We start from the raw sequence: 22910 nt of genomic DNA, 5'->3' as shown, positions 1-22910 counted from the left end.
TGTCCCCTCAGAGATCGACTCGGTCGTCACCTAGGACGTTCGGCGCGTCCGGTCGGTTGCGACCCCAGTGGTTCTACGGTATCCAGCCCTGACCGCACCGGTCAGCCGGGGTCGGGAATCGGGACCGCGGTCCGGAAACCGAGATTCCGCCGGTCACCGGCACGCCAAGGGTGATCACCCCGGGCCTGCCCATGTCCTCGCCTTGGTGCACGGTCAGCGTGGCGGGCGGCTCGACGAGACGGAGTTCACGCAGGTATCCGCCGAGAGCGGCCGCCGCGGCCCCGGTGACCGGGTCCTCCACCACGCCGCCGGGCGGGAACGGGTCGCGCGCGTGGAAGACGGTGCCGGACTCGCGCCAGACCAGCTCGATCGTCGTCCAGTCGCGGGCCGCCATCAGCCCGGCGAGGAGGTCGAAGTCATAGTCGAGGTCGGCCAGCCGCGCGCGGGTGGCCGCGGCGATGACCGGATGCCAGGCGCCCGCGTAGGCGACGCGGACCGGCAGCGCCGGATCCAGGTCGGCGGCGTCCCAGCGCAGCGCGGCGAGCAAGGCTTCGAGGTCGTCATCGGCGATCTCGACGGAGCGCGGCTCGACGCTGACGAGCGTCGCGGTCACCTGGCCGTCGTGGATCTCGGTCGACACCTCGACCGGCCCGGCCTTCGTGCTGAGCCGGAAGGTGCCGGGGCCGTTGGTGTGCGTGTGGGCGACGGCGGCCGCGATGGTGGCGTGCCCGCAGAACGGCACCTCGGCGAGTGGGCTGAAATAGCGCACATCCAGCTCACCGGGTCCGCGCGGGATCAGGAACGCGGTCTCCGAGTAGCCGACCCGGGCCGCGGCGGCCAGCATCTCCGCGTCGCCGACACCTGTCGCGTCGAGCACGACGCCCGCCGGGTTGCCGCCCTGTGGGTCGGCGCTGAACGCGGTGTACCGCTCGATCTGCATGTCCTGGATTTTGTCAGGCGGGGTGTTCGTCCGCGCCTGCTTTTGAAGCGAGCAGTCTGCGCAGGCTGGTGAGTCTGCCGACACTGGCCTCACCCGCCTCCACGACCGAGTCGAGGACGCAGTCCGGGTCCTCCGCGCCGCCCAGGTGTCCGCAGCCCGACGGGCACTCCTCGGCGGGTGCGACGAACTCCTCGAAGGCCGCCACGATGTCGTTGGGCTCGACGTGGGCCAGGCCGAACGAGCGGATGCCGGGGGTGTCGACCACCCAGCCGCCGTCGGGCAGCGGCAGCGCCACCGCCGTCGTCGAGGTGTGCCTGCCCTTGCCGACCGCGCTGACCACGCCGATCGCCCTGGCCGCGTTCGGGACCAGCCGGTTGACCAGCGTCGACTTGCCCACGCCGGAGTGTCCGACCAGCGCGGAGACCCGGTTGTGGAGCCGGTCGTGGATGTCGAGCGGGTCCTCGTCGTGCCTGCTGATGACCACCGGCAGGTCGAGTTCGGCGTAGGCGGCCAACAGCTCCGCCGGGTCGGCCAGGTCGGCCTTGGTCAGGCACAGGACCGGCTTGAGGCCGCCGGAGAAGGCCGCGACCAGGCAGCGGTCGATGAACCCGGTACGCGGGGGCGGGTCGGCGAGCGCGCACACGATCAGCAGTTGCTCCGCGTTGGCGACGACCACCCGCTCGAAGGGGTCGGTGTCGTCGGCGGTGCGGCGCAGCACGCTGGCCCGCTCGGACACCCGCACGATCCGGGCCAGGGTGTCCGGTTTGCCCGAGGTGTCGCCGACCAGGTCGACCGCGTCGCCGACCACGACCGACGTGCGGCCCAGTTCGCGTGCGCGCATCGCGATCACCAGGTGGTCGGGGTCGCGGTCGACCGCGCAGGTCCAGCGGCCGCGGTCCTTGCCGACGACCATCGCGGTGACCGCGTCGGCGTGCTCCGGGCGCCGCTTGCTGCGCGGCCGGGTGCTCTTGCCCGGGCGCACGCGGACATCGGTCTCGTCGAGCTTGCTCCAGTCGCCGCGCCTGCCGCCCACGTCAGTTGGCTCCCGTGAGCATCCGGGTCCAGAGTTCGGGGAAGTCGGGCATGGTCTTCGCGGTGGTGCCGATGTCGTCGACGGACACACCGTCCACGACCAGGCCGATGATCGCGCCCGCGGTCGCCATCCGGTGGTCGGCGTAGGCCCGCCAAGGGCCGCCGTGCAGCGGGACCGGGCGGATGACCAGCCCGTCGTCGGTCTCCTCCGCGTCGCCGCCCAGGCCGGTGATCTCGGCGGTCAGCGCGGCGAGCCGGTCGGTCTCGTGGCCGCGCAGGTGCGCGATGCCGCGCAGCCGCGAGGGGCCCTCGGCCAGCGCCGCGAGCGCGGCGACGGTCGGTGTCAGCTCGCCGACGTCGCGCAGGTCTATGTCCACGCCAGTGAGGGTGGCCGGGCCGCGCACGGTCAGCGCGCCATCAGCAAGGGTCACCTCGGCGCCCATCGCCTGGAGGATCGCGCGGATCTCGTCGCCGGGCTGGGTCGTGCGCGCGGGCCAACCGGTGATCGTGACCTCGCCGCCCGTGACGGCGGCGGCGGCAAGGAAGGGGGTCGCGTTGGAGAGGTCGGGCTCGATCACCCAGTCCCGCGCGGCGATCGGCCCGGGCTCGACCCGCCAGGTGTTCGGCTCGGAGTCGTCGACGGTCACGCCCGCCTGACGCAGCATGTCGATCGTCATCTCGATGTGCGGCATCGACGGGACCGGCTTGCCGTCGTGGTGCACGGTGAGCCCCTTGTCGTATCGCGCGCCCGACAGCAGCAGACCGGAAACGAACTGCGAGGACGCCGAGGCGTCGATGGTGACCGTGCCGCCCGCGATGGCGCCGGTCCCGGCCAGCGTGAACGGGAGGGCGTCGCCGTCCACCGTGGCCCCGACGGCCCGCAGGGCGTCGAGCACCGTGCCCATCGGCCGCTCGCGGGCGCGCGGGTCGCCGTCGAACCGGATCTCGCCGTCGGCCAGCACGGCGGCGGGCGGGACGAAGCGCATGACCGTGCCGGCCAGGCCGCAGTCGATGGTCGCGGGGCCGCGGAAGCCGCCGTGCGCGCCCACGGTGACCGTCGTGCCGTCGACGGCTATCGGGACGCCGAGCGCGCGTAGGGCGTCGATCATCAGGTCCGCGTCCCGACCCTGCAGGGCGCCCGTGAGGGTGCTCGCGCCGCCGCTGAGGGCGGCCAGGACGATGGCGCGGTTGGTGATCGACTTGGAGCCGGGCACCGCCAGGGTGGAGCGGACGGGGGCGGTCGCGACCGGGGCTGACCAGGGCTGCGGCATGCGGCAATCCTCCCGCACCTGGGCCGGGCTGTGGATACCGGCTCGCCACTGTCGGTCGGGCGTGCCACGATTCGGACATTCCATGCTGGAGGTGGGCACTTTGTGTGGCAGGTACGCGGCGACGAAGGACCCGGCGACCCTGGCGGCCGAGTTCGACGCGTTGGACGTCCTGGGGTCGGACGCGCCCGCCGTCGACTACAACGTCGCCCCGACCGACCCGGTCATCACGGTGGTGCAGCGCCACCCGCGCGACGACAAGGGCACGGTCGACCCGAGCCGGACCGAACGCACCCTGCGGGTCATGCGGTGGGGTCTGGTCCCGCCGTGGTCCAAGGACGCCTCCGGCGCCGCGCGCATGATCAACGCCCGCTCGGAGAGCGCGGCCACGAAGCCGGCGTTCAAGAAGTCCCTGGCCGCGCGCCGCTGCATCATCCCGGCGAGCGGCTGGTACGAGTGGCGCCGCGAGGGCAAGATCAAGCAGCCCTTCTACACAGCCCCCACCGATGGGTCGAGTCTGGCGATGGCAGGCCTGTGGACGACGTGGCGCGACGAGTCCAAGCCGGACGCGCCGCTGCTCATCACCTGCTCGGTGCTGACCACGGACGCAGTCGGCAAGCCCGCCGAGGTCCACGACCGGATGCCCCTGGTGCTGGAGCGCGCCGCCTGGGAGCGGTGGCTGGACCCGGACTCCGCGGACGTGTCGGCGCTCCTCGCGCCCCCGTCGGAGGACTTCATCGCCACCATGGAGATGCGCCCGGTGTCGACGGCGGTCAACAGCGTGCGGAATAAGGGGGCCGAGCTCTTGGCACCCTACGAGGAAGCCCAGGAACTGGACGAACTCGACCTCTTCAGCACCACCGAGCACCCACGATGACCCGCGCCGAGATCGAAACCCCACACGGCCTGGCCAGGGCCGAACTGCACTGCGCACCGGAGGGTGGTCGCGCCGGCCTGCTGTTGGGGCATGGCGCGGGCGGCGGAATCGGCGCCCCGGACCTGGTGGCCGCCACCCGAGGCGCCACCGCCGCGGGCGTCCACGTCGCCCTCGTCGAACAGCCCTACCGGGTGGCAGGCCGTCGTGCTCCCGCCCCGGCCGGGCAACTGGACACAGCCTGGCTGGCCGTGGCCGACCACCTGTCCGCCCTCTGGTTCGACGGCCTGCCCTTGGTGTTCGGCGGCCGCTCCTCAGGAGCCAGGGTCGCCTGCCGCACCGCGCAGGAGGGGCAGGCCGTGGCGGTCGTCTGCCTGGCCTTCCCGGTGCACCCACCGGGCAAGCCGGACAAGACGCGTCAACCCGAACTGGACGCTGTCCCCGTCCCCACCCTCGTTGTGCAAGGTGAGTCCGACCCGTTCGGCCGACCCGTCGAAGCCCACCACCGCGACGTCGTGCTCATGCCGGGCGACCACAGCCTGAAGAAGGAATTGCCGAGGATCTCGCGCACGGTGGAAGAGTGGCTCGACCGCATCCTCCGCCCCCTGGACTGAGCCACCCTGATCGAGCACCGCCAAACGTTCAGGGCAGGGACGTCGGTGCGACGAGCGCGGCCAGGTGGTGCAGCGAGTTGGTGAGGTGCTCAGGGCCGAACGGCGGAAATTGGATGCGATCGCGGATGGACCGCGGCACCGCCGACCAGTCATAGGTGAGCGTGGCCGCTGTCTCGGACGGGCCGAGCGGCACCAGGTCGTAACGCCAGAACCACCCGCCGAACTCCAGGTTGCCCTCGGCCGTCTCATACCCAGTCAGCCAGCCGATGGCGCGCGGCGGGTCGACCACCTCAACCATGTTGACCACCTGGTAGTTGCCGTCCGGATGGTTGGCGTGGTGCATGCCCATCCGGAAGACCTGCCCCACCTCGGTCAGCGCCGCCCGGTCGATGGGTTCCTGAACCCAGCCGGTGCCGTCGATCGCGGAGTGGGTCGCCGGGTCCGCCAACACCGCGAACACACTCGCGGCGGACACGGCGAAGGTCAGGGTGGCGCTCACGTTCTCCGCGTCCACCGTGGGCTGGTCGGTCATGGCGAAACTCCTTCGACGGGTCAGGCGGCCAGGCGGCGGGCGATGGCCGGGATCACGACCGCGGCGACGGCCGTGGCGGTCAGGCCGCCGGTGATCAGCGGCTTCGCGGGAGCAGCGGTGGTCGTGGTGACGGCGTCGGCGGTGATGGTCATCGTGGGCCCTCCGGTGAGTGGCGACCGACCCGTTGCCGGCCTCTCACTTTGACGACGAACAGCCTCGACGCGAATCGACACCACCGCGAAAAAGTTTCGGCCGACCCCGGCCGAGGCGACCGCGTCCGCCGCCCCTGGACTGACAGAGCCGCCCGCAACCGCGACGCGGCACCGGCGACGAGACCCGCTCAGGTCAGGTCAGAGCCGCGATCGGAGCCACCCGAGCCGACAGCAAGGCCACCAGATCGGACGGCGCGACCTCGATCTCCAGCCCCCGCCGCCCACCTGAACAAAACATCGTCTCCAACCCCAAAGCGCTCTGGTCGAGCACCGTCGCCAGCCGCTTCCGTTGCCCAAGCGGCGAGATCCCGCCCGCCACATACCCGGTAGTCCGCTCGGCCAGCGCAACGTCCGCCATCTTCGCCCGCTTGCCACCGACCGCCGCGGCCAACGCCTTGAGGTCGAGTTGGTGCACCACCGGCACCACCCCCACCGTCAACACCCCGTCGACCTCGGCCAACAGCGTCTTGAACACCCGATCGGGCGAAACACCCAGGGCGGAAGCTGCTTCCAGCCCATAAGAGGAACGCGGGTCGTGCTCGTAGGAGTGCAAGCGATGTGTGATCGATCGCTTCACCAACAGTGAAGTCGCAGGTGTCCCTCGTCCAGCCACGGGAACACCCTAGATCCGGGAATGCGCGGGCGTGCACGTGTGTTGTCCGGGGTGTGCTGACCGAGCTGATCCATGAACCGAAGCGTCCTAGCTCACGCCCCGCGCGTGTCTCGGGCCACAGCCGCCCGGGCGTTGGCCGCGTAAGCTCATCGAAGCCGTATGCGCATCCGACGATCGAAGGGAGCACGGTGCCGCGCACCGAAGCGACCACTGCGGTCGAGACCTCCGCCCAGCGAGCCGAGCGGTTTGAGCGCGACGCCATGCCCATGATCGACCAACTCTACTCGGCCGCCCTGCGCATGACGCGCAACCCGGCCGACGCCGAGGACCTGGTCCAGGAGACGTACCTCAAGGCCTTCTCCGCGTTCGAGTCCTTCTCCGCGGGCACCAACCTCAAGGCCTGGCTGTACCGGATCCTGACCAACACCTACATCAACGGCTACCGCAAGCGTCAGCGGCAGCCGCTGCAGTCGCCGACCGACGAGATCACCGACTGGCAGCTCGCCAAGGCCGAGAACCACACTTCCAGCGGGTTGCGCTCCGCGGAGGTCGAGGCGATGGACCTGCTGCCCGACGACGACGTCAAGCAGGCCCTGCAGGAACTGCCTGAGGAGTTCCGCCTCGCGGTGTACCTGGCGGACGTGGAAGGCTTCGCGTACAAGGAGATCGCCGAGATCATGGGTACCCCCATCGGCACCGTCATGTCGCGGCTGCACCGCGGCAGGCGGCTGCTGCGCGACCTGTTGGCCGATGTCGCGAAGGAACGTGGGTTCATGCGCTCGGCGTCGCGAGAGGTGACGGGGAAATGAGCTGCGGCAATCACCACGAGACCGACTGCTCGGACGTCCTCAACGAGGTCTGGCTGTTCCTCGACCAGGAGTGCGACGTGAACCGCCGCGCCGTCCTGGAGCGCCACCTCAATGAGTGCAGCCCATGCCTGGAGCAGTACGGCATCGAGGAGCACCTGAAGATCCTGCTGGCCCGCAAGTGCGGCGGCGACCACGCCCCGGACGAGTTCAAGGAGCGCCTTCGCGCGTCCATCCGGCAGACCGTGATCAAACACGGTGGAGTGAACCTCAAGGAATAGTCTTTGTGCACGACGGAGGCCCCGGCAGTTGCTGCCGGGGCCTCTGTCGTACGTGAGCGGATGCTCAGGCGTTGGGGCGCTTGCCGTGGTTCGCGCCACCCTTCTTACGGTCACGACGCTTGCGGGCGCGCTTCGACATCGGAGTTCCTCCTACGTAGGGCTGAGCATGAGCGTGGGCCGCCTAGCACACCGATGGCGCTCGGACGGCACACCTTCGCCGACAATTTTGCCACGTCCTCGTTGTCGCGTTCGCCAGGGCCGATACGTGGTTGGATTGTGGCGAGCAGAACTCGCTTGAGGAGGAACGGTCGATGGGCCAGCAGATCGAGGCCGAGATCGTCGCCAACGTGCTGAAGGTCGTCGCCCACGAGGGGCAGACCATGGTCGCGGGTGACACGGTGGTGATCCTGGAGTCCATGAAGATGGAGATCCCGGTGCTGACCGAGGAGGACGGCACGCTGACCAAGCTCGCCGTCAAGGAAGGCGACGTCGTCCAGGAACACGACCTGATCGCCGTCGTCGAATAGCCCCAGCGCTGGCCTGACCAGCGCTTTCAGCGAGTAATCCGGAGCACAGTGTCCACTCTGGCTGATCTTCTCGCCGACCACACAGGCCTCTCCGTCGGCGCGATCGACCACCTGCAGACCGTCGTCGCGGAGTGGCAGCTGCTCTCGGACCTGTCTTTCGCCGATTTCCTGCTCTGGGTCGCCCAGACCGAGGGCGACGACGGCAAGCCGCTGCCGCCGGACGCCGATGAGCGTTTCCTCTGCGTCGCGCAGGCCCGCCCCACCACGGCCCCCACCGCGCACCCGGACGACATCGTCGCCAGCCACACGACCGCGGTCGAACACCCGCAGCTGCGCCGCGCGATCGCCGAGCGCCGGATCTGCCGCGAAGAGGACCCGCGCTGGCACCTCGGTGTCCCGGTCCGCCGCGAGGTCATCCCGGTGTCGTTCGGCGGCGAGATCGTTGCCGTGCTGTCCCGCGAGACCAACCTGGCCGTGCCGCGTGTCCCGAGCGCCTTGGAGATCGCGTACCTGGGCATCGCGGGCGACCTGTGCCAGATGGTCACCGACGGCTCGTTCCCGACGGCCGAGCCGTCCCCGGACGTCCACACCAGCCCCCGCGTCGGCGACGGCCTCATCCGGCTCGACCCGGCGGGCGCGGTGGTCTTCGCCAGCCCCAACGCGCTCTCGGCGTACCACCGCATGGGCCACGCCGCCGACCTCGTCGGCGTCCGCCTCGCCCCGCTGACCAGGTCGCTCATCGCCGACCCGTTCGACGCCACCGAGATCGCCCAGCGCATCCTGCTCGCCCTCGACGGCCAGACCAGCATGCGCGCGGAGGCGGAGTCCCGACGCGGCGCCGCGGTGCTGTTCCGTGCGCTGCCCTTGCGGCCCCGCGGCACGTCGGCGGGCGCGCTGGTCCTGTGCCGCGACGTCACCGAGGTCCGCCGCCGCGACCGCGCGCTCCTGTCCAAGGACGCGACGATCCGCGAGATCCACCACCGGGTGAAGAACAACCTGCAGACGGTGGCCGCGCTGCTGCGCCTGCAGTCCCGCCGCACGAACAGCCCGGAGGCGAAGGAAGCCCTCGCCGAGTCGGTGCGCAGGGTCGCCGCGATCGCCATGGTCCACGAGACCCTGTCCACCTCAGTGGATGAGCGCGTCGATCTGGATGCGTTGGTGGACAAGGTGATCCCGGTCGTCGGCGATGTCGCGGTGGCCGAGAGCCACGTGAAGGTCCGCAAGACCGGCCAGTTCGGGGTGGTCGCCGCGGAGGTCGCGACGCCGCTGGTGATGGTCCTCACCGAGCTGGTCCAGAACGCCGTCGAGCACGCCTACCCGGCCGGTCACTCCGGCGAGGTGGTCGTGGCGGCGGAGCGTTCCTCGCGCTGGCTCGACGTCGTCGTCGCCGACGACGGCCGGGGCCTGCCGAGCGGGTTCTCGCTGGAACGGCAGAACGGCTTGGGCCTGCAGATCGTCCGCACCCTGGTCGAGTCCGAACTCCGCGGCACCCTGTCCCTGCGCCGCCGCGATCCCAACGGCACCGAAGCGGTCCTGCGTGTCCCGCTCTCCCAGCGCCGCTAGCGGATTCGCGTCCTATCGACCGAGCGTGACTTGACCATTGGCGCATCGTCACCGCTGAGCCGCTGCGGTCTTGTGCGCCGGGCTGCATCCCTATTCGCGTGAATTGCTTGGCGATAGCGAGCAATTGCATACGAAAGGCCCTCAACCCTGCGCAATGGGGGTTGAGGGCCTTTCGGTGTTGCGGGAAGCTCAGGCGTTGCTACGTGCCCGGGTCCGTGCGTTGCGGCGCTTCAGCGCGCGACGCTCGTCCTCGCTCATTCCGCCCCAAACGCCCGCATCCTGGCCGCTCTCGAGTGCCCAGGACAGGCAGTTGGAAGCGACGGGGCAGCGGTGGCAAACGGCCTTCGCCTCGGAGACCTGCAGGATCGCCGGGCCGCTTGTTCCCACGGGGAAGAACAGCTCGGGGTCCTCGTCACGGCAGGCCGCGCGGTGGCGCCAGTCCATTTCTACTTGCTCCTCGCTCGGGCGCGCAGATAGCGCGCCACTAGTCGTCATCCGGTCGTCGGGGTGCTTGTGAATGCTTTCACGAACCAGCCGGATGTCAAGGGTTCATCGACGGCCGGTGAGTGAACTCACCCGAAAGATCGACGTCAGCGCGCTATCGCTCCAGAGAGCAACGATTTGGTCTCATGCCCGGCTGGTCTGGACCGATAGATCAGATCGCGACCTTGAGCGCCCCCGGAACGGAGGTGAATTCGACCCTTGTCCGGGCACCGATGAGGTCTCCGTCACACTGCAGCCGCACCGGTTCGGCGGCGCTCACGACGATCTTCGGGACGTCGTCGCGGCGGACCAGGTTCTTGCCCTTGGTCTCGCCGTTCGGGCTGAACGCCTGGCCGATGTGGCGCAGCACGGTGGGCATCCGCATGGTCCGCAGCGCGAACAGACCCAGGCCGGTCTCGAACGAGCAGCCGTGGTTGAGGTGGATCGGCCGCGTGCCCATGTAGGTCCACGGGTCGGTGTTGGACACGAACGCCAGCCGCAGGCCCTCGATGGGTTCCTCGCCGGGGATCTCGATGGTCAGGTCGGGCCTGCTGTGGCCGGGGCGGACGTACCGGGCGGCCGCCACGCGCGCGTAGAGCGCGGGACTGGCTTTCTTCCCGCGCTTGCGGTCGACGTCGGCGACCACGTCGGCGTCCCAGCCCATGCCCGCGCTGAAGGTGAACCAGCGGCTCTGCCCGGCCCCGATGTCGACGGACCCGAGCCCGACCCGGCGGCCGCGGCCTTCCTCGAGGGCGCGCAGCAAGAGGTGCGTTGCCTCGACGGGGTGGCGCGGCAGTCCCAAGGCGCGCGCGAAGACGTTCGCCGAACCTCCTGGCACGACCCCGAGCATTGGACGTGTCTCAGCGGCCCCTCCGGCCGCGAGCAGCCCGTTGACGACCTCGTTGACCGTGCCGTCGCCGCCGTGCGCCACGACCAGGTCGACGTTGTCGACGGCCGCCTGCGCGGCCGCGGCCATCGCGTGGCCGCGGTAGTCGGTCTCGACGACGTCGAGCTTCACCTGGCTGGCCAGCGCGTGCGCGAGCACATCACGGCCTGCCGGCGTGGTCGCCGTGGCCTGCGGGTTCACCACAAGGACTGCGCGCATTACCGCAGGGTAAGGCAGCATGCGCACCCATCCCGCCATCGCCCACCCCATTCGGGTGAGCGCGACGTCATCCCTTCGGGTCTCCCGTGATCGAGTTCGAGCCCCTTCCGCAACGCTCCCGCTCGGCCTCGGTTTCAACGAGTGCACCCAGACGACCGTCTGCTCGTCGATCCGCGAGGAACTGACACCCGTGATCATCCACCCTGGGTACGACAAAGCACGACGGCCGTCCGGGTGGCATACGATCGGCGGTGTGCACGCACCGTCATCGTGCGCTAAATAACGTCCCTGAAAGGCCGCTGTGCGAATCGCTTCCGACGCCCCTCGGACCATCCTCGGCGCGGGCCTGCTGGTCGGCCTGCAGGGGCTCACAGGTCTCATCTTCGCCGTCATCCTGCTGATCCACGCGGCGGGCGGCGCCTCCACGCCGGGCAGCAACATCTACGGCGAGGCCGCGTACTTCACCGTGCTCGCGGGGGGTGTCCTCGCGGTGGGCATCGGTCTGCTGCTGGGCAAGCACTGGGCGCGCGGCCCCGCGATCGTCGTGCAGCTGCTGCTTTTGGGCGTCGCCTGGTACGTCTTCGGCCCGTCCGGCCGCCCGGAGTTCGGTGTCCCGTTTGGGTTGTTCGTGATCGGAACGCTGGTGCTGCTGTTCCACAACCGGTCCTCTGAGTGGGCCCAGGGCGACGAAGAGGCCCAGAGCTGAGCATGCGCGTGCGCGAGGCCGTTGCGGCCGACTGGGAGCGAATCTGGCCGTTCTGGCACCGTGTCGTGGCTTGAACGCGGAGAATTCCCAGGTAGAAGTGGGTATACAGCGAATTCAGGCCTGCGCGGCGAGGTCCTTGAGCGCGTCGTCGGTGAGCCGGTAGACGGTCCACTCGTCCATCGGCACGGCGCCGATCGACTTGTAGAAGCCGATGGCGGGCTCGTTCCAGTCGAGCACCGACCACTCCAGCCGCTCCAGGCCGCGCTTGGCGCACTCGGCGGCCAACTCCACGAGCAGCGCCTTGCCCAGGCCGGACCCGCGCTGTGCCGGGCTGACGTAGAGGTCTTCGAGGTAGATGCCGTGCACGCCGCGCCAGGTCGAGAAGTTCAGGAACCACAGGGCGCAGCCGACGACCTCGCCGTCCACTTCGGCCACGTGCCCGAACAGCGCGGGCGCCTCGCCGAACAGCGCGGTGTGGAGCTGCCCGGCGGTGAGGTGGCACTCGTCGGGCGCGCGCTCGTAGTCGGCCAGTTCGTGCACGAGTCCCACCACGGCGCCCACATCGGACTCAGTGACACGGCGGATCCTGGGGTCTGACAACGGGTTCTCCTTACCGGGCGGGGACGTTGAGCCGACGGACCTGCGGCACGCCGCGTTCGTCGCCGAGGATGCTGAGCCCGGCCGCTTCGAGTCCGAAGTGGACACCGAAGGTCGCGGGCTGTCCGATCCAGGTGGACACCAGGACGCGGCCGAAGTGCCCGTGGCCGATCAGGACGACGTCACGGTCGGACAAGGCCTCGCGGATCCGGTGAACGACCTTCGTGGCGCGTTCGCCCACGGCGTCGGCGGTCTCGCCGTTCGGGCAGGGGTGGGTCCAGACCGTCCAGCCGGGCACGGTCTCGCGGATCTGGGGAGTGGTGAGGCCCTCGTAGTCGCCGTAGTCCCACTCGGCAAGGTCCTCGGTGGTCTCATCGACGGTGAGGCCCGCGAGTTCGGCGGTCCTGGTCGCCCGAACACGGGGGCTGGACAGCACCAGCGCGGGTCGGTCACCGCGAAGAGCGGCCAGCAACGCGCCCGCGCGCCGGGCACCCGCCTCGCCATCGCCGGTCAGGTCGATGTCCGTCCGGCCGGTGTGTCGACCGTTCTCCGACCACTCGGTGGCGCCGTGTCGAAGCAGGTAGACCGCCGGCTCATGCATGACCTGAATCCTAAATGCTCACGCTTGCCACAAAACCTACTGGCGAGTAGCTTAATTCTCATGACTTCGACGAAGACCTACGCGATGTGGCGCAAGCTCGCCGAGCGTCCCCTGGGCAACCGCCTCTTCTCCGTGGCGATGTCCATGCGCGTGCCGTACTTCGGCACCATCCTGCCGACGGTCGTCGACATGCGCCCGGGTCGCTGCGAGGTCCGGTCGCCGAAGTGGTGGGGCGTCCACAACCACATCCACACCTTCCACGCCATCGCCGCCTGCAACCTCGCCGAGTGCGCGATGGGCATGCTGGCCGAGGCCACCGTGCCGACCAGCCACCGGTGGATTCCGAAGGGCATGACGGTGGCGTACACGGCGAAGGCAAACACCAGTCTGCGCGCGGTCGCCGAACTCCCCGAGATCCCGGCGTTCGGGGCGGAGCCGTTCGACCTCCCGGTGCCGGTGTCGATCATGGACACCGAGGGCAAGGAGGTCGTGGCGGCCACGATCACGATCCGGGTGTCGCCGAAGTAGGCCAGGGCAGGACGGTGAGATCGGGCCACTCTTGCTGCCAACGGCGGGTCTTGGCCTCGTAGACCTCGCGCGGCGCGAGCACGGGATTGGGCCGGATGACCAGGTTGAACACATCCGCGAGCCCGTGCGGCGCGTACACCCGCCACCGGGTGCCTTCCAGCCGGATTCCGACACAGCACGTCGTGGCCGCGGAGGAGTCGATCGCGTCCTCGGTGCTCGTGTGCGGCGCGCACACGACGCCGAATTTGGCTTCGTACCAGAGGTGCACCCGGGCCTCGTTGCGAATCTCGACGGGAACCCCGTCGAACACCGGGACCGCACGGTGGATGACCTGGTCCTCCGCCTCCCAGGACAGGTCGGCGGCGTCGAAGTAGAACAGGTCGTAGTCCTCGATCCCGGCGGTGGCCGGGCGGTCCGTGACGGTGTTCCACACCGTCTGGAACACCGCACCCGCGGTGACATACCAACCGGGCAGGTCGAGGCGAGCCGCCCGGTCGAGCACGTCCATCAGGACCTCGTTGCGCGACAGCGCCGCGCGCAGGGCCGCCAGTTGTTCGTCGAGAGGCAGTTGTCCGATGCGCACGGCGCTGTCTAACAGGTCGTTCTCGACTCTGTCATCAGGCCGAGTGGGGAACGTGGCGCAATGCCGGATCCTCGGCGACATCATCGAGAAACGACGCGGTCGTGGTGAACAGGTCATGCCGTGGCCCCGGCGCGACATGGAGCGCCGCGTCAAGGTAGAAGACGAAGGCGCCCAGAAGCGGGCGCGGATAGTCGAATTCGACGGATGTCGGTTCGGAGGTGTCGGTGAGCCTGGTGAGTTGTGCGACCGTGTCCGCCAGTCGGGCAGGCGCCTGGTCGCCCGCTTGCGCGACCAGGTCGGACAACCGGGGATCGAGGATGTCCTTGGCAGGTGCCTTGTCGAGGATCTGCGCGATCCGCTGATGCGAGGTGCCAATGACATCGGCGATCTCGCGCAGGCTCAGTCCCGCGCCACGCAACTCGCCGGCGAGTTGCCTGCGGGCCGCGTCGCGGCTCGATACCGCGAAGTCAGCCTGCTTTTCCCATTGGTGCAGATCTCGGAGCATCTCGAACAACTGGTAACTGCCCTGCAGGAACCGCCATTGGATCCAGAACTCGCCGGGGTCAAGGTCTGTCAGCGTCGAGATCAGGTCCAGTACAGCGTCGTGGAGTTCATCGAAACGGTCGACGTCAGTCGCTCCACCGGGAAGGCCGTCGACAACCGCCACCCACAGGCCGTCCTCGCGGGTGACGGTCACCGGATAGACCGGGAGATCGCTCATCGATCCTCCGTCCACTTTTCGCCGAACAACGGTGTCAGGGTTTGCTCGATGCTGTTCATGACGGTCCACGACATCTCACGTGAGTGTCCGGTCATCGCGAATCGGCCGACCTCCTCATCCCGCGCGTCCAAGATTAGATACAGCGTGTGCGAGCCCTTTCCTCTGCCTGCCAGTTCCGCGACCCGGAGGTTGTGTCCGCGAGCTCGCTTGCGTACCAGGCTCAGCATTGCGCTGGGTCGCAACCGTTTGTTGACCACAGCATACGTCTACTGGATTAGACGCGCTACTGTCAAATCGGGTAGACAGCTCGTCAGTACCCGCGGATCCCCACCCGGTTGTGCAGCACCAGGGAGTTTCCCTCAGCCGACGGCAGGCCGAGCCGCTGGTCGATCATCCGGCTGAACGGCCCACACCCACTTGACCGAGGCACCGTGAACGACGTGTCGGCGATGCTGAACCGCACCACGAGCGGGTTCGTCGAGACCACCTCGGTCGGCGTCTGCCGCTTCACCACGAACCGGATCGGCTCCGCGTCCGTGCCGATCGTGCAAGTGGACGGCACCCCGAAGCCCTCGACCGCCAGCTTCAGGTGCACCTCGCCCATGCGCTGGTCGTTCGACTGGAAGTCCGAGAACCCGCCGTACTGGAATCGCAGGGACATGTGGCTGCGCGGGATCCGCACCGGCTCCGCCCGCAGCGCGCCGAAGGTTTGGGCGAAGCGGCCGTCGAGGGTGCCCTCGGCGAAGGTCATCCGCAGCATCGGTAAGTCGAGCGTGGGCAGCGTGCCGAACTGGACGGTGCCGGTGGCCGCCATCTCCTCGCAGCGCCACTTGGCCGGGTCGGCGCCGGTCGGCAGGACGGTGGGGCAGTCGGCGAAGGAGAACTCGGGGGTGTGGCGGCTGCCGGCGCGGCGGCGAGGCCGACCACGGCGGCGGAAGCGGCGAACAGGGCGATCACGCGTGATGTCTTCATGCCGCCAAGCCTGTCCGGCGGCTGAGGCAAGATCATCAGGTAAGACCCTGGCCACGACCCGGAGCTGACCCTGACCGGGACGGCGGGCCCTGCCCGCGCCGGAACACCCGTGTGCGAACCTTCGCACCTGCACCAGGAGGTGGTCGCGATCAGCTCGCACCCGTGGATTAGAACCGTGCCGTGTATCGACGCGGCTGGACGGCATCGTGAGATGTCGGTCTATCTCGACGCGGAAGGGAACATCGGGGTCTCCGTCCCACCCGGCGAAACCGCCCGTCTTCCCTCCGCGGACACCGCGCGGATATTGCAGGACGTCTTCGCCGCCGCGATCGTCGAGCAGCGTCGGATGAACGCCCTACCGGCGTAGGCCAACCCGAAACGGCGCTGACCGGCGAGATGTTCTCGCTGGTCAGCGCCGTTTTACGCACCTAGGGCGTCAGGCCTTCTTGGTCTCCCAGAAGATCTTGTCGATCTCGCCGATCAGGTCGAGCAGGGCCTGGCCGGTGGCCGGGTCCATCGAACCCTTGGTGCCGCCCGCGCCCGCGGCCTTGGTGGCGCGGTTGAACAGGTCGTGCAGTTCCGGGTACTTCTCGAAGTGCGGCGGCTTGAAGTAGTCCGTCCACAGGACCCACAGGTGGTGCTTGACGAGTTCGCTGCGCTGCTCGGCGATCAGGACCGCGCGCGTGCGGAACTCGGGGTCCTCGTTGTCCTGGTACTTCTGCTGGACCGCCTTCACCGACTCGGCTTCGATGCGGGCCTGGGCCGGGTCGTACACGCCACACGGAAGGTCACAGTGGGCTGTGGCCTCCAGGCGAGGCGCGAGAAAGCGCGACAACAGTCGCATTGTTCCTCCATGGGCAAACGGGGGGTGCTCCGACGAAATCGACCCTACTCCGGGCACGATGGGCGGGCAGGTGGAGGTGATCGTTGACTCTCGAAAGTCGAATGCCGGTCCGGCGGGTGACCGTGCGGGGCGCGTCCATGGCGCCCGCGCTCGCCGGTGGTGACGTCGTCCTGGCGACGTGCGGGACGCCCAGGCCGGGTGACGTCGTGCTGGTGACCTGGCCGAGTAGACCCGGGCAGCTCTCGGTCAAGCGCGCCATCCGGCCCGCCGGCTACCTCTGGCACGTCGAGGGCGACTTCGCCGAGGCGTCGACCGACTCCCGCCACCTGGGGCCGGCCAAGGTGCACGCAGTCGTCCGCTGGCGGTTGTGGCCCAAACCGGGCCGGATTCAGCCCCGCAGGTCCGCGTAGCGCGCCAGGCAGGCGTCGTACGTCGGCAGCAGCCCGGCTTCGGCGGCCTCGGCAAGAGTCGGGGCGGCGGCGTCCTTCCCCGAGAGAGTCGGGTCGTCGACCGACCAGGGCAGCGCCAGCTCCGGGTCCAGGGGGTTGAGGCCGTGTTCGGATCCTGGGTTGTAGCCGGTCGAGCACAGGTACGACAGCACCGTGTCGTCCTCCAGCGACACGAACCCGTGCGCGACGCCCTCCGGCACGTACACCGCGCGGAAGTCGACCGGGTCGAGCCGCACCGCGTCCCAGACGCCGTAGGTGGGTGAGCCGACCCGCACGTCGACGACGAAGTCGATCAGCGCGCCCTGGGGGCAGTACACGTACTTGGCCTGCCCCGGCGGGACGTCGGAGAAGTGCAGCCCGCGGATCGTGCCGCGCCGCGAGCGGCTGTGGTTGGTCTGCGCGACAGTCAGCCGATGGCCGACCGCTTCGGCGAACCCGTCCCCTTGGAACGGCGAGACGAAAACGCCCCGACTGTCCGGAAAGGTCCGGGGGGAGAACTCGACCGCGCCGATGACCTTCAGCTCACGTGCCCGCATGGGATTGAGCCTAGTGATCGACCTCTCGGAAAAATGAGCACTATCCACGTGTAACGCTCCGAATAGGCCCTGTCACAAACCAAAACGGACGGACGTCTTGGTGAAACTGCTTCTGACGTGCGGCTTTGGCGGCCTTCGATGTGATCCCGACCGCAGACAGGTCACACTTGTCCTGTCACACTGTGCGCACCGCAGCGTCCATCGGCCGCCCGCCCAACACCCCGGGCAAGCGACCGGAACCCCCGCCGTCGACCAGCTCCGCCGTCCCGTCTGCCACCGACGCAACCACCGCGCCGTTGTGACTGGAAGACCCAGCCCGTGTCCGGACTCGGAGCTCCGTCCGGCAATCCGCTCGCGTGTGCCCGTGAGCACTTCGCGAGATCCTGGAGGACGCCACTCATGACCGCAGTGAACGACTACCGAAAGACCGCCGTGAGCGATTCAGAACCGATCACCGATGAGGAGATCTTCCGCGCCCATGAGGGCGGGAAGCTCGGTGTGGAGGTCACCAAGCCACTGGCCGACCCGAGGTCGCTGTCGATCGCCTACACCCCCGGGGTGGCCAAGGTGAGCCGCGCGATCGCCGAGGACGCCTCGCTCGCGGCCCGCTACACCTGGGCCTCACGCCTCGTGGTGGTCGTCTCCGACGGCACGGCGGTGCTCGGCCTCGGCGACATCGGCGCCAGCGCGTCGCTGCCGGTCATGGAGGGCAAGGCCGCCCTGTTCAAGACCTTCGGCGGACTCGACTCGATCCCGCTGGTGCTCGACACCACCAACGTCGACGAGATCGTCGAGACCCTGGTCCGGCTGCGCCCGTCCTTCGGCGCGGTCAACCTCGAGGACGTCTCCGCGCCGCGCTGCTTCGAGCTCGAGGAGCGGCTCATCGAGGCCCTGGACTGCCCGGTCATGCACGACGACCAGCACGGCACCGCGATCGTGCTCCTCGCCGCGCTGCGCGGGGCGAACACGGTCCTGAGCAAGGACATCGCGAACCAGCGGGTCGTCATCGCGGGCGCGGGCGCCGCGGGCATCGCCTGCGCGAAGATCCTGCTGGCCGCGGGCGCGGGCGACGTGACGCTGCTCGACTCGCGCGGCATCATCCACGAGGGCCGCGACCACCTGAACCCGATCAAAGAGCAGATGGCCAAGGTCACCAACATCAACGACCGGCGCGGCGGCCAAGCCGAGGCGCTCGCAGGCGCCGACGTCTTCGTCGGCCTGTCGGCGGGCACGGTGCCCGAGGACCTGGTGGCGACCATGGCCAAGGACTCCATCGTGTTCGCGCTGTCGAACCCCGACCCGGAGATCCACCCCGACATCGCCCGCAAGTACGCGGCGGTCGTGGCCACCGGGCGCAGCGACTTCCCGAACCAGATCAACAACGTCCTCGCCTTCCCCGGCATCTTCCGCGGCGCCCTGGACTCCGGCGCGCGTCGGATCACCGAGCGGATGAAGCTGGCCGCGGCCGACGCGATCGCGGCCGTCGCCGAGGAGGACCTGGCGGTGGACAAGATCGTGCCGAGCGCGCTCGACCCCCGCGTCGCACCCGAGGTCGCGGCGGCGGTGGCAAGGGCCGCGAAGGAGGACGGGGTAGCCTGAGGCCGGCGGGATGCTCGGCAGCGGTGCCCCACCCGCCTACTCGAGGGTGGAGGGGATCGCTCCGTGGCCGAGCATGTCGTGCGCGTCGGGGTTCCCGGGGCCGTGATGCCCGCGGGAGCACTCGACGTCGACACCGGTCGCATCCTCGCGCCTGGCCTGGGCGAATCGAGCGCCGCGGATGTCCTCGCGGACGTGGTCGCGGAACGCACCCTGTTACTGGAGGCCCAGCGGATAGCCCGGCTGGGCAGTTGGACCTTCGACATGGCCTCCGGTCTGGGCTACCTGTCCGATGGTTTGTGCAGGTTGTGCGGGTTGTCCCCGCGCGCGACGCTCGATGAGCTGCTCGCCCTCGTCCATCCCGACGACCAGCCCGCGGTCGCGCGCTTCCGCTCGCGGCTGTGCCGATACCGCTCGGCCCAGCCCATCGAGCTGGAAGTGCGCGACCTCGCGGGTGAGCGCACCTACCTGGTGCGCGCCCGCACGGAGTGCGACGCCGTAGGCAAGCCGTCGAAGGTGCATGGCACCGTGCAGGACTTCACGAAGTTCCGCACGCTGGAGCGCCAGCTCACCCAGGACGGCAGGCTCTTCCGCGAGGCGCAGCGGGTCGCCCGGCTCGGCACCTGGGAGTGGAACACCGAATCCGGTGACTGTCTGTGGTCATCGATGCTCTACGAACTGGCGGGCGTGGAGCCAGGGACGAAGATCACATACGCGGATTATCTGGAGCTCTGCCACCCCGACGACCGCGGCTGGGTCGACCAGCGGTGGCAGGAACTTGCCGCCACCAAGCGGCCAGTGGAGTGCGAACACCGGGTCATCCGACCGGACGGCACGCGCCGGGTGTTCCGCATCCGGGGTGAGGCGGCCGGGCCCGACGGCGGCGACGCCGTGATGATCGGCACCGCCCAGGACGTCACCGAGCAGCGCTCCACGGAAACGCGGATGCAGCGCTCCAGCAAGCGGTTCACCGACCTGGTCGCGATCACCCCGGTCGGCATCGCCCTGTTCGACGACGCGGAACGGCTCGTCGACGCCAACGACTCCCTCTGCTCGCTGCTCGGTATGGACCTCGACCAGCTGCGGGGGATGACCGCCGAGCAACTCACCCATCCCGACGACCGCGCCAACTCCCGCGGCGGCTCCCACTCGTTCCACAGTGGACAGCGCGTGCTGGCCACCGCGACCGGCAAGCCGGTGTACTGCGAGCTCAACGCCACGGTCTCGGTCGCCGACGACGGGCAGCGGTTCTGGCTGGTCGTCTTCGCCGATGTCACCGACCGCAGGCGCGCCGCCGAACGGCTGCGCTATCAGGCCACCCACGACGAGCTGACCGGCCTGCCGGGCCGCGCGGCGGTCAAGGAACTGCTCGCCAAGCTGCTCGGCGGCCGGGACTACGAACGCATCGCGCTGCTGTTCTGCGACGTCGACAACTTCAAGCGGGTCAACGACTCCCTGGGCCACGACGTCGGCGACGAGCTGATCACCGCGTTGGCCCGGCGGCTGGAGCGGGGGCTGCCGCCGAGCTGCACGGTCGCCCGCATGTCGGGCGACGAGTACGTCGTCATCTGCTCCGACGTGGAGGAGGTCGGCGGTGTCGACGCGCTGGCCAACCTCGCCGCGAGCCTGCTGCGCACCGCGGTCCCGGTCCGCGGCCAGCTGCTTCGCGTGTCGGCCTGCATCGGCGCGGCTGTCCCGTCCGGCTTGGACACCAGCGGCGCCGACCTGCTGCGCTACGCCGACGCCGCCATGTTCGCCGCGAAGGCGCGGGGCACCGGCCGGGTCTCCCTGGCCAGCGACGCCCTCATCGCGTCCGCCAACAGCCAGATGCTCCTCGAAGGCCAGCTGCGCGAGGCCATCGCCAATGACCAGCTGGTCCTGCACTACCAGCCGGTGGTCGGCCCGGACGGCACGGTGCTCTCGGCCGAGGCCCTGGTCCGTTGGCCGCACCCGGAACGCGGCCTGCTGCTGCCCGGCGAGTTCCTCCCGGTCGCCGAACAGGGCGACCTGCTGGGCGAACTCGACCGCTGGGTCCTGCGCGCGGCGCTGACCGAGGCGGCGGAATGGCCGCAGATCAACGGAAGCACACTCGGCGGGGGAGTCGGCATCGCCGTCAACCTCGGGGGTCTGGTGCCCGGCGACCCGGAGTTCGTCGACGTCGTCTGCGCCACCGTCGCCGCCACCGGCATCGCCTGGGACCGGGTGGTGCTCGAACTCGTCGAGACCAGCCTCATCGACCTGCCGTCCCGCAGCCGTGAGGCCATGGCCGAACTGGTGGAACGCGGTGTCCGGTTCGCCGTGGACGACTTCGGCACCGGCTACTCGTCGCTGGCCCGGCTCAAGGAACTGCCCGCCCAGATCATCAAGATCGACCGCCGCTTCGTCTCCGGCGTGGCGACGGACGCGTCCGACTTCGCCGTGGCCCGAGCCCTGGTCGACATGGCCCGCGCCATGGGCCGCAGCTGCGTCGCCGAGGGCGTCGAGAACGCCACCCAGTTCCACGTGCTCCGGGGTGTGGGCGTGGACGCCTACCAGGGCTGGCTCCTCTCGCGCCCCCTCCCCGCCACGGACTTCCGCGAAATCCTCAAGATGGGTCCCGTCCACATCCCCAGCGGAGCCTGACCGCACTGTTTCCACGGGTGAGAACGTTCCTCCGATCGTGGATGTTGCGGGTGTCGAGATACCCGGGTCTCATGAAGCAATGATCAGGAACCGGCAGCCTGCCCGCCTACGGGCCTTGGCGATGGAGTTGAAGGCGGCTCGCGCGCTCGCTGGGAAGACCACCCGGGAGGCGGCAAAGGCGATGGGGCTGTCCGTGGCGTCGCTGAATCGCAGTGAGACGGCCAAGCGGATCTCGCCGATCAGGGATATCGCCGGGCTCCTGGCGCTGTACGGGGTGATTGGGGCCGATCGGGACCGCATTCTCGATTTGGCGGAGAATCTGGATGCTCGGGAGTGGCTGGAGACGGGTGATCGCCTCCCGCGTCTGATAGCTCCGTTGGTCGGCTTCGAAGCACAGGCCCAGTCGCTCGCGGAGTTCGCGCCCGCGTACATCCCTGGCCTGCTCCAGACGCCGGCATACGTCCGAGCGATCATGGCCCTTGCGACGACGACCGATGATCAGGGCCGCGAGGAACGGATCGCCGCCCGATTGGAGCGGCAGAAAATCCTGACCAAGAGAGTCAGCCCGACGTACTTGGCCATTATCGATGAGGCGGTGCTGCGCAGATCATTCGGTGGGCCGGAAGTGATGGTTCAGCAGTTGCACTGGCTGATCGGCCGTGCGGCCTTGCCGCATATCACTATCCAGGTAATTCCGTTCAAGCATGGCGGATACAAGAACCCGGGTCCCTACGTGTTGTTCGGGTTCAGGTCGGAACCGCCGATTGTCTACGTCGAGAACCACGGCGTGTCCGGCTTTCTCCACACCTCCGTCAACATCGACAAGTTCCAAGGGGTGACGGCTACGCTGGCGAGGCATGCGTTGGGGGCCGCCGATACGGTGAACTTCCTGACGAGGATGGTGGCCGACTACGAACGGAGCTGAAACAGGGTGCACGCTGAGTGGCGGAAGTCGAGTTTCAGTGACCCGGACGAGGCCAACTGTGTCGAGGTCGCCTACTCGGTCGATGTTCGCCTGCGGGACTCCAAGAACCCCGATGGCGGCAGCCTGATTCTCCCGCCATCGTCGTGGTCACCGGAGCGCTTGGCTGACTGCTAGCTGTTCTGCGCCGCCGCGAGGATCGCCGCGACGCGGTGGCGGGGCAGGTCGATCAGGCGGGACGCGAGGTCGGCTTCCGGTGCCAGTTCTGCGATCTTCTCCCGCGCTTCCCGCTTCGTCAGCGAACCGCTCTCCCGGATCAGCGCCTCCCGCCACACGTTCCCCAGCTTGCCGTGGACACGTTCCAGCAGCGCCGACGCCACACC

The 22910-nt window shown here is 69.2% G+C and carries 30 protein-coding genes and 1 pseudogene; 14 read left to right on the top strand and 17 right to left on the bottom strand.

Annotated features, from left to right (window positions below; all coding sequences use genetic code 11):
- Window positions 1–73: 73 nt before the first annotated feature.
- From ACRDSQ_RS03820 to aroA, 3 genes are read right to left on the bottom strand one after another with little or no spacing between them, the layout of a single operon-like run.
- Window positions 74–940 (bottom strand): PhzF family phenazine biosynthesis protein, encoded by an 867-nt coding sequence (locus tag ACRDSQ_RS03820; protein WP_431418796.1) that lies wholly within the window; start codon window positions 938–940, stop codon window positions 74–76.
- A 13-nt stretch (window positions 941–953) separates the two neighbouring features.
- Complete coding sequence (gene rsgA, locus ACRDSQ_RS03815) at window positions 954–1973, bottom strand: ribosome small subunit-dependent GTPase A (RefSeq protein WP_431418794.1); 1020 nt, start codon at window positions 1971–1973, stop codon at window positions 954–956.
- A 1-nt stretch (window position 1974) separates the two neighbouring features.
- The gene (gene aroA, locus ACRDSQ_RS03810; protein WP_431418793.1) at window positions 1975–3243 is read right to left on the bottom strand and encodes a 3-phosphoshikimate 1-carboxyvinyltransferase; all 1269 of its coding nucleotides are present in this window, start codon (window positions 3241–3243) and stop codon (window positions 1975–1977) included.
- Between the two features lie 100 nt (window positions 3244–3343).
- On the opposite strand from aroA, the gene ACRDSQ_RS03805 reads away from it, so the two are divergent.
- Together ACRDSQ_RS03805 and ACRDSQ_RS03800 are read left to right on the top strand one after the other, a co-directional pair.
- Window positions 3344–4117, top strand: a complete 774-nt coding sequence (locus tag ACRDSQ_RS03805; RefSeq protein WP_431418812.1) for an SOS response-associated peptidase — start codon at window positions 3344–3346, stop codon at window positions 4115–4117.
- Window positions 4114–4728 (top strand): alpha/beta hydrolase family protein, encoded by a 615-nt coding sequence (locus ACRDSQ_RS03800; protein WP_431418791.1) that lies wholly within the window; start codon window positions 4114–4116, stop codon window positions 4726–4728. The genes ACRDSQ_RS03805 and ACRDSQ_RS03800 overlap by 4 nt, the downstream gene beginning before the upstream one ends.
- Before the next feature lie 28 nt (window positions 4729–4756).
- Here the strand turns inward: ACRDSQ_RS03800 and ACRDSQ_RS03795 are convergent, their stop codons facing one another.
- The 3 genes from ACRDSQ_RS03795 to ybaK all read right to left on the bottom strand — a co-directional run bounded on the left by ACRDSQ_RS03795 (window position 4757) and on the right by ybaK (window position 6085).
- Window positions 4757–5260, bottom strand: coding sequence for a polyketide cyclase (locus tag ACRDSQ_RS03795; RefSeq protein WP_431418790.1), 504 nt, complete (start codon window positions 5258–5260; stop codon window positions 4757–4759).
- A 20-nt stretch (window positions 5261–5280) separates the two neighbouring features.
- Window positions 5281–5412, bottom strand: a complete 132-nt coding sequence (locus ACRDSQ_RS03790; RefSeq protein ID WP_431418789.1) for a hypothetical protein — start codon at window positions 5410–5412, stop codon at window positions 5281–5283.
- A gap of 193 nt (window positions 5413–5605) precedes the next feature.
- On the bottom strand, window positions 5606–6085 hold the full coding sequence (gene ybaK / locus ACRDSQ_RS03785) for a Cys-tRNA(Pro) deacylase (protein WP_431418787.1): 480 nt from the start codon (window positions 6083–6085) through the stop codon (window positions 5606–5608).
- Between the two features lie 188 nt (window positions 6086–6273).
- On the opposite strand from ybaK, the gene ACRDSQ_RS03780 reads away from it, so the two are divergent.
- Window positions 6274–6894 carry a sigma-70 family RNA polymerase sigma factor gene (locus ACRDSQ_RS03780; protein ID WP_176926819.1) on the top strand — a complete coding sequence of 207 codons (621 nt, stop codon included), beginning with the start codon at window positions 6274–6276 and terminating at the stop codon, window positions 6892–6894.
- Window positions 6891–7172: a mycothiol system anti-sigma-R factor gene (rsrA, locus tag ACRDSQ_RS03775; RefSeq protein WP_431418785.1), complete on the top strand. Its 282-nt coding sequence runs from the start codon at window positions 6891–6893 to the stop codon at window positions 7170–7172. The genes ACRDSQ_RS03780 and rsrA overlap by 4 nt, the downstream gene beginning before the upstream one ends.
- 64 nt (window positions 7173–7236) lie before the next feature.
- Here rsrA and ACRDSQ_RS03770 read toward each other — a convergent pair whose 3' ends face one another.
- Window positions 7237–7311 (bottom strand): 50S ribosomal protein bL37, encoded by a 75-nt coding sequence (locus ACRDSQ_RS03770; protein ID WP_096498094.1) that lies wholly within the window; start codon window positions 7309–7311, stop codon window positions 7237–7239.
- Between the two features lie 172 nt (window positions 7312–7483).
- Between ACRDSQ_RS03770 and ACRDSQ_RS03765 the strand changes: the two genes are divergently transcribed.
- The gene (locus tag ACRDSQ_RS03765) at window positions 7484–7699 is read left to right on the top strand and encodes a biotin/lipoyl-binding carrier protein (protein WP_431418783.1); all 216 of its coding nucleotides are present in this window, start codon (window positions 7484–7486) and stop codon (window positions 7697–7699) included.
- Between the two features lie 48 nt (window positions 7700–7747).
- Window positions 7748–9262, top strand: a complete 1515-nt coding sequence (locus ACRDSQ_RS03760; protein ID WP_431418781.1) for a sensor histidine kinase — start codon at window positions 7748–7750, stop codon at window positions 9260–9262.
- 189 nt (window positions 9263–9451) lie between these two features.
- On the opposite strand, the gene ACRDSQ_RS03755 is transcribed toward ACRDSQ_RS03760, so the two are convergent.
- Together ACRDSQ_RS03755 and ACRDSQ_RS03750 are read right to left on the bottom strand one after the other, a co-directional pair.
- Window positions 9452–9706: a WhiB family transcriptional regulator gene (locus tag ACRDSQ_RS03755; protein ID WP_054051690.1), complete on the bottom strand. Its 255-nt coding sequence runs from the start codon at window positions 9704–9706 to the stop codon at window positions 9452–9454.
- Window positions 9707–9917: 211 nt separating this feature from the next.
- Window positions 9918–10850: a diacylglycerol/lipid kinase family protein gene (locus ACRDSQ_RS03750; protein ID WP_431418779.1), complete on the bottom strand. Its 933-nt coding sequence runs from the start codon at window positions 10848–10850 to the stop codon at window positions 9918–9920.
- Window positions 10851–11151: 301 nt separating this feature from the next.
- Here ACRDSQ_RS03750 and ACRDSQ_RS03745 point away from each other — a divergent pair, with 301 nt between their 5' ends.
- Complete coding sequence (locus tag ACRDSQ_RS03745) at window positions 11152–11556, top strand: hypothetical protein (protein ID WP_431418778.1); 405 nt, start codon at window positions 11152–11154, stop codon at window positions 11554–11556.
- A gap of 114 nt (window positions 11557–11670) precedes the next feature.
- On the opposite strand, the gene ACRDSQ_RS03740 is transcribed toward ACRDSQ_RS03745, so the two are convergent.
- Both ACRDSQ_RS03740 and ACRDSQ_RS03735 read right to left on the bottom strand, forming a co-directional pair.
- Window positions 11671–12156 carry an N-acetyltransferase family protein gene (locus ACRDSQ_RS03740; protein WP_431418777.1) on the bottom strand — a complete coding sequence of 162 codons (486 nt, stop codon included), beginning with the start codon at window positions 12154–12156 and terminating at the stop codon, window positions 11671–11673.
- 10 nt (window positions 12157–12166) lie between these two features.
- Window positions 12167–12754, bottom strand: coding sequence for an acid phosphatase (locus ACRDSQ_RS03735; protein WP_431418775.1), 588 nt, complete (start codon window positions 12752–12754; stop codon window positions 12167–12169).
- A 60-nt stretch (window positions 12755–12814) separates the two neighbouring features.
- Here ACRDSQ_RS03735 and ACRDSQ_RS03730 point away from each other — a divergent pair, with 60 nt between their 5' ends.
- Window positions 12815–13282 carry a hotdog fold domain-containing protein gene (locus tag ACRDSQ_RS03730; protein WP_431418773.1) on the top strand — a complete coding sequence of 156 codons (468 nt, stop codon included), beginning with the start codon at window positions 12815–12817 and terminating at the stop codon, window positions 13280–13282.
- Here the strand turns inward: ACRDSQ_RS03730 and ACRDSQ_RS03725 are convergent.
- From ACRDSQ_RS03725 to ACRDSQ_RS03715, 3 genes are all read right to left on the bottom strand, one after another.
- Window positions 13257–13865 carry a nucleotidyltransferase family protein gene (locus ACRDSQ_RS03725; protein ID WP_431418772.1) on the bottom strand — a complete coding sequence of 203 codons (609 nt, stop codon included), beginning with the start codon at window positions 13863–13865 and terminating at the stop codon, window positions 13257–13259. The two genes, ACRDSQ_RS03730 and ACRDSQ_RS03725, sit on opposite strands and share 26 nt — an antisense overlap.
- Window positions 13866–13899: 34 nt before the next feature.
- A complete protein-coding gene (locus ACRDSQ_RS03720) occupies window positions 13900–14586 on the bottom strand; it encodes a hypothetical protein (RefSeq protein WP_431418770.1) in 687 nt (228 codons plus the stop codon).
- A gap of 310 nt (window positions 14587–14896) precedes the next feature.
- A complete protein-coding gene (locus ACRDSQ_RS03715; RefSeq protein ID WP_431418769.1) occupies window positions 14897–15613 on the bottom strand; it encodes a hypothetical protein in 717 nt (238 codons plus the stop codon).
- A 156-nt stretch (window positions 15614–15769) separates the two neighbouring features.
- On the opposite strand from ACRDSQ_RS03715, the gene ACRDSQ_RS03710 reads away from it, so the two are divergent.
- Complete coding sequence (locus ACRDSQ_RS03710) at window positions 15770–15925, top strand: hypothetical protein (RefSeq protein WP_431418767.1); 156 nt, start codon at window positions 15770–15772, stop codon at window positions 15923–15925.
- A 69-nt stretch (window positions 15926–15994) separates the two neighbouring features.
- Here ACRDSQ_RS03710 and sodN read toward each other — a convergent pair whose 3' ends face one another.
- Window positions 15995–16402: a superoxide dismutase, Ni gene (gene sodN, locus ACRDSQ_RS03705; RefSeq protein ID WP_091381659.1), complete on the bottom strand. Its 408-nt coding sequence runs from the start codon at window positions 16400–16402 to the stop codon at window positions 15995–15997.
- Between the two features lie 83 nt (window positions 16403–16485).
- Between sodN and ACRDSQ_RS03700 the strand changes: the two genes are divergently transcribed.
- Window positions 16486–16812 (top strand): S26 family signal peptidase, encoded by a 327-nt coding sequence (locus tag ACRDSQ_RS03700; protein ID WP_431418766.1) that lies wholly within the window; start codon window positions 16486–16488, stop codon window positions 16810–16812.
- Here ACRDSQ_RS03700 and ACRDSQ_RS03695 read toward each other — a convergent pair.
- Window positions 16791–17387: a dTDP-4-dehydrorhamnose 3,5-epimerase family protein gene (locus ACRDSQ_RS03695; RefSeq protein WP_431418763.1), complete on the bottom strand. Its 597-nt coding sequence runs from the start codon at window positions 17385–17387 to the stop codon at window positions 16791–16793. The genes ACRDSQ_RS03700 and ACRDSQ_RS03695 overlap by 22 nt on opposite strands.
- Before the next feature lie 399 nt (window positions 17388–17786).
- On the opposite strand from ACRDSQ_RS03695, the gene ACRDSQ_RS03690 reads away from it, so the two are divergent.
- The 4 genes from ACRDSQ_RS03690 (at window position 17787) to ACRDSQ_RS03675 (ending at window position 22704) form a co-directional block, all read left to right on the top strand.
- Window positions 17787–18986 carry an NAD(P)-dependent malic enzyme gene (locus ACRDSQ_RS03690; protein WP_431418762.1) on the top strand — a complete coding sequence of 400 codons (1200 nt, stop codon included), beginning with the start codon at window positions 17787–17789 and terminating at the stop codon, window positions 18984–18986.
- A gap of 63 nt (window positions 18987–19049) precedes the next feature.
- A complete protein-coding gene (locus ACRDSQ_RS03685) occupies window positions 19050–21605 on the top strand; it encodes a sensor domain-containing protein (protein WP_431418760.1) in 2556 nt (851 codons plus the stop codon).
- Window positions 21606–21726: 121 nt separating this feature from the next.
- The gene (locus tag ACRDSQ_RS03680; protein WP_431418809.1) at window positions 21727–22530 is read left to right on the top strand and encodes a helix-turn-helix domain-containing protein; all 804 of its coding nucleotides are present in this window, start codon (window positions 21727–21729) and stop codon (window positions 22528–22530) included.
- Between the two features lie 6 nt (window positions 22531–22536).
- Window positions 22537–22704, top strand: a complete 168-nt coding sequence (locus ACRDSQ_RS03675) for a DUF397 domain-containing protein (protein WP_431418757.1) — start codon at window positions 22537–22539, stop codon at window positions 22702–22704.
- On the opposite strand, the pseudogene ACRDSQ_RS03670 reads toward ACRDSQ_RS03675, so the two are convergent.
- Window positions 22701–22910, bottom strand: a pseudogene (locus ACRDSQ_RS03670) (hypothetical protein); the annotation flags it as partial. The gene ACRDSQ_RS03675 and the pseudogene ACRDSQ_RS03670 sit on opposite strands and share 4 nt — an antisense overlap.

The sequence above is a fragment of the Actinokineospora sp. genome (assembly GCF_050699995.1).
Lineage (GTDB): Bacteria > Actinomycetota > Actinomycetes > Mycobacteriales > Pseudonocardiaceae > Actinokineospora.
The sequence above is the reverse complement of the archived record's forward strand: the minus strand, read 5'-3'. Positions and strand labels throughout refer to the sequence as shown.

Bases quoted from the DNA above. Each gene is read 5' to 3' on its own strand.
- ACRDSQ_RS03735 (WP_431418775.1), bottom strand. From the start codon at position 12,754: ATGCATGAGCCGGCGGTCTACCTGCTTCGACACGGCGCCACCGAGTGG.
- ACRDSQ_RS03795 (WP_431418790.1), bottom strand. From the start codon at position 5,260: ATGACCGACCAGCCCACGGTGGACGCGGAGAACGTGAGCGCCACCCTG.
- ACRDSQ_RS03690 (WP_431418762.1), top strand. From the start codon at position 17,787: ATGACCGCAGTGAACGACTACCGAAAGACCGCCGTGAGCGATTCAGAA.
- sodN (WP_091381659.1), bottom strand. From the start codon at position 16,402: ATGCGACTGTTGTCGCGCTTTCTCGCGCCTCGCCTGGAGGCCACAGCC.
- ACRDSQ_RS03765 (WP_431418783.1), top strand. From the start codon at position 7,484: ATGGGCCAGCAGATCGAGGCCGAGATCGTCGCCAACGTGCTGAAGGTC.
- aroA (WP_431418793.1), bottom strand. From the start codon at position 3,243: ATGCCGCAGCCCTGGTCAGCCCCGGTCGCGACCGCCCCCGTCCGCTCC.
- ACRDSQ_RS03720 (WP_431418770.1), bottom strand. From the start codon at position 14,586: ATGAGCGATCTCCCGGTCTATCCGGTGACCGTCACCCGCGAGGACGGC.
- ACRDSQ_RS03730 (WP_431418773.1), top strand. From the start codon at position 12,815: ATGACTTCGACGAAGACCTACGCGATGTGGCGCAAGCTCGCCGAGCGT.
- ACRDSQ_RS03755 (WP_054051690.1), bottom strand. From the start codon at position 9,706: ATGGACTGGCGCCACCGCGCGGCCTGCCGTGACGAGGACCCCGAGCTG.
- ACRDSQ_RS03750 (WP_431418779.1), bottom strand. From the start codon at position 10,850: ATGCGCGCAGTCCTTGTGGTGAACCCGCAGGCCACGGCGACCACGCCG.
- ACRDSQ_RS03820 (WP_431418796.1), bottom strand. From the start codon at position 940: ATGCAGATCGAGCGGTACACCGCGTTCAGCGCCGACCCACAGGGCGGC.
- ACRDSQ_RS03695 (WP_431418763.1), bottom strand. From the start codon at position 17,387: ATGCGGGCACGTGAGCTGAAGGTCATCGGCGCGGTCGAGTTCTCCCCC.
- ACRDSQ_RS03710 (WP_431418767.1), top strand. From the start codon at position 15,770: ATGTCGGTCTATCTCGACGCGGAAGGGAACATCGGGGTCTCCGTCCCA.
- ACRDSQ_RS03680 (WP_431418809.1), top strand. From the start codon at position 21,727: ATGGAGTTGAAGGCGGCTCGCGCGCTCGCTGGGAAGACCACCCGGGAG.
- rsrA (WP_431418785.1), top strand. From the start codon at position 6,891: ATGAGCTGCGGCAATCACCACGAGACCGACTGCTCGGACGTCCTCAAC.
- ACRDSQ_RS03800 (WP_431418791.1), top strand. From the start codon at position 4,114: ATGACCCGCGCCGAGATCGAAACCCCACACGGCCTGGCCAGGGCCGAA.
- ACRDSQ_RS03790 (WP_431418789.1), bottom strand. From the start codon at position 5,412: ATGACCATCACCGCCGACGCCGTCACCACGACCACCGCTGCTCCCGCG.